Here is a 3,921-nt window from a genome sequence, read left to right as displayed (position 1 = left end):
GCCGTACCTGGTAAAGCTAAGCCTAATGCTTCTGCCATACATTGCATAGTGCTTGCAGTCCCCATAAATTGGCACGCACCACAAGAAGGGCATCCTGTCTTTTTATATTGCATGACCTCAAAATCATCAATTAATCCTTGTTTTTCTTTTAAGCTTATTTCTCCGGCCCTACCTGAAGTTGTCATATATGGACCTGGTCTCATTGATCCACCTGGAACAAAAATAGTTGGATAATCCAACCTAGCTGCTGCTATTAGATGAGCTGGAATAGGTTTGTCACAAGATGAAATTAAAATCATACCATCAAATGGATTTACATTACCATGTGTCTCCACCATATCAGCAATTACTTCTCTGGATGCAAGTATATAGTTCATGCCATTGTGACCTTGAGCCCATCCATCACATATATCGGTGACATGGAAATCATGTGGCCTGCCACCCTTCTCTATTATTCCTTGGTTTACTTGATCAGTTAATTTATTAAGATGGATACTTCCAGGATGAGATTCGCCAAATGTATCTTCAACTAAAATATATGGCTTCTCTAGATCATATTCATCCCATCCTATACCCATACGTAGAGCATCACTTTGGGCCCATATTTTTCTTACTTTTCTTGCCTTTTGCTTTTCGTAATATGTAGCCATAAATTTCCTCCTCGTATTAATATGTATACTATTTTTAGAAACTCTAAAACATGTATTGTTAACCAACTTTTAATACCTTAAAAATTTTCCAATTCTAACTACTTTTCTGTTTTTTGAAGAATTATTTCAAATTTTAAAGAGTATTTTGAATAATTATCCAAAAATTTTAGTTCTTTTTATTCTGGTCTTAGCTTACTTTACCATCGTTAATCGTTGCTTCTACCTTTTTTCTGAAGTGGGTATTCACCATTGTGCAAGGAGATCATTAGTTCGTTTGCTTCTTTAATCTAATAACGTTCCAAGAAAGTGGTGACAAATTGGCTTTTACTTTTCCTCCTTCATTTCGGGCATTTCCATTGTTGTGAGGTTTAACGTTGTCTGGATTATCTTCTGTATTTACCGCTTTAAGATCATTGTTTTCTAAAATTATGTGCTCTATTACAGAATAATCTTCAAAACCTTTTAATTTACAATCAAACTCCATCTTATCTTGTGCCCTATTTACTACAAATACCGTTAATTCGCTTTTCTCTTCATTAAAAACGGGAACTGCGTCCACATATGGAACACCTTTAAAATCTTTAGTATCATATGTTTCAGAAGATATGACTGGTTGTAAAACTGTGCCTCTTCCAAAGTTAGAAGCATGCATGAATGGATAGAATATTGTTTGTCTCCATGCACCTCTACCTTTTCTTGTCATAATAGGGGCAATTACATTCACCAACTGGGCTAAACAAGCTATCTTAACTCTATCAGCATGTTTTAGGAGCGTAATTAGCATTAAACCTACTAACAAAGCATCTTCAAAAGTGTATACATCTTCTAGTAATGGCGGGGCAATTTGCCAGGGTTCAACTTTCTCATCTTCTTTTCTTGAATGAAACCAGACGTTCCATTCATCAAATGATATATAAATTGTTTTGTTAGTTTTCTTGCGGCCTTTTACATAATCACATGCGGCTACAGCTGATTTTATATATGAATCCATATCAATAGATTTTGCTAAGAAGTTTTCTATGTTATTTTCATAATTGTCGTAGTAAGCATGTAAAGAGATAAAATCAACATAATCGTAAGTATGCTCAAGTACAGTCGCTTCCCATTCACCAAAAGTTGGAATGTGCCATTTTGAACTTCCAGAAGCAACCAAGCTTAGATTTGGATCAACCAATTTCATCACTTTAGCGGTTTCTTCAGCCAGTCTGGCGTATTCTAAGGCGGTTTTGTGTCCAATTTGCCATGGGCCATCCATTTCGTTCCCTAAGCACCATACTTTTATGTTGTGTGGATCATTGTAACCATGTTGTTTTCTTAAATCACTGAAATAACTTTCTCCAGGGAAGTTGCAATACTCAACAAAATTTCTAGCTTCGTCTATTCCTCTTGTACCTAAATTAATAGACATCATTGGTTCTGTATTAACTAACTTACACCATTCCATAAACTCATTGGTACCAAATTCGTTTGGTTCTAAGGAACGCCAGGCTAATTCAAGTTTTTTAGGCCTTTTTTCTTTTGGACCTACACCGTTCTCCCAGTTGTACCCTGAAACGAAGTTTCCTCCGGGATACCTAACAATAGAAACGTTTAATTCTTTAACCAAATCTATTACATCTTTTCTGAATCCTTTTTCATCTGCTTTAGGATGATCAGGTTCATAGATACCTGTATAAACAGCCCTACCAAGATGTTCTATAAAAGAGCCAAATAGTCTGTTATCTACCTTATCAATCACAAAATTTTTGTCTATATACATTTTTGATTTTTTCATTTTAATTCACCTCGTTTATATTTTTAAATTTAATTTATCCCAATTCTAATATAATATGTTTTCGACCTTCTAGGAAGAATTGCTAAATATTTGGATCTTAATGGGTTTAACTTCTTAGCTGATCTGACATATGATTTAAGCAATGTTTGCGATGATAAAACGATTTTTTTCTTTAATTTATTTTTCCTTTCGTTAATCATTACTTTTAGCTATTTGTAAAGTAAGTAGCTAACAAATCTTTCCTTTCTTATGAAAGGATTACTCACTGACTTTAGAAACACCTTCACACTCATTATATCTTGGTTTTAAAAAATGATTTTTTTAAACTTCCTCCCTTCTCCTTGCGTGTTTTTATTCAGTATTTGCAACTCTTTTTTATTAATTCTCTAAAAGTGAGATATTTTATCGTATTCTCTAATCCTAATAAAAACCACCTCCCATTTTCAAAATTTTTCTATTTCTGAAGTGGATAATTTGTACGACTCTTGTTTTATTTATCTTCTTTATTCTCATACAACCAACATCGAACCATACGATTTTCTGTTTGTATTTCTGGTGGCATATTATCTTTACACTTTTCCATAACAAACGGGCATCTACCTGCAAACTTACATCCTTTTCTCATGTACTCTTCTGTTTCCAACTCTTTTATACTTATCCGTTCTGTCCATTTCTTTTTCGGATCTGGTTCTGGTATCGATTCTTTCAGCATCTGTGTGTATGGGTGTTTCGGGTTCATCAGTACATCTTCCACCCCACCCATCTCTATTATGTTCCCTCTGAACATTATCCCTATCCTGTCACTTACGTAGTATGCGGTTGCTAAATCATGCGTTATGTACAATACACTTACGTTGTACTTGTCCCTTAAATCTTTGAATAAGTTCACTATCGACATCCTCAACGATGCATCCACCATCGATACCGGTTCGTCCGCTACCAATAACGATGGTGTCGTTATGAGCGATCGGGCTACCGATATCCTTTGTAGTTGCCCTCCTGAAAATTCGTTGGGATACCTTCCTTTTACTTCCGTTATACCTAATCCTACCGCCTTTAGTGCTTCTTCTACCCTTTTTCCATTCCCGTTCTTTGTTATCCCGTATTGTTTCGCTGTGTCGTATAGGTATCTGTCTACCTTTCTCAACGGATTGAACGTTTCAAAAGGGTTTTGAAATACCGATTGTACTTCTTTCATGAACTCTTTTTTCTCTTCCCATTTTTTTAGGTTTACTATGTCTTTGCCTTTGTAGTACACTTCACCTTGTGTTGGTTCAAGAAATCCTAGCAGCATCTTTGAGACCGTCGATTTCCCACATCCACTTTCCCCTGCAAGTGTGAATATTTCATTTTTGTATATGTGAAAGTTCACATCATCTACCGCTAGTAATTTGCTTCTTGCGAATCCCCCTCCTACTACGAATACCTTTTGTAGCTTTTTCGTTTCCAACAACTTTTCTTGTGTATTTATTGCCGTTTTATTTTCTTGCATCTTCC

The 3,921-nt window shown here is 35.4% G+C and carries 3 protein-coding genes; all 3 read right to left on the bottom strand.

The annotated features are described in order from the left end of the window. The coding region (locus tag ACW9JY_RS10340; RefSeq protein ID WP_457284312.1) for a dihydroxy-acid dehydratase domain-containing protein at positions 1–650 on the bottom strand (650 nt) is incomplete at its 3' end. Between the two features lie 265 nt (positions 651–915). Then, positions 916–2,424, bottom strand: coding sequence for an arabinosylfuranosidase ArfA (arfA, locus tag ACW9JY_RS10335; RefSeq protein ID WP_457284311.1), 1,509 nt, complete (start codon positions 2,422–2,424; stop codon positions 916–918). 490 nt (positions 2,425–2,914) lie between these two features. Continuing rightward, on the bottom strand, positions 2,915–3,916 hold the full coding sequence (locus tag ACW9JY_RS10330; RefSeq protein WP_457284313.1) for an ABC transporter ATP-binding protein: 1,002 nt from the start codon (positions 3,914–3,916) through the stop codon (positions 2,915–2,917). Positions 3,917–3,921: the final 5 nt, after the last annotated feature.

It is taken from the genome of Petrotoga sp. DB-2, assembly GCF_054051725.1.
The sequence above is the reverse complement of the archived record's forward strand: the minus strand, read 5'-3'. Positions and strand labels throughout refer to the sequence as shown.

Bases quoted from the DNA above. Each gene is read 5' to 3' on its own strand.
- arfA (WP_457284311.1), bottom strand. From the start codon at position 2,424: ATGAAAAAATCAAAAATGTATATAGACAAAAATTTTGTGATTGATAAG.
- ACW9JY_RS10330 (WP_457284313.1), bottom strand. From the start codon at position 3,916: ATGCAAGAAAATAAAACGGCAATAAATACACAAGAAAAGTTGTTGGAA.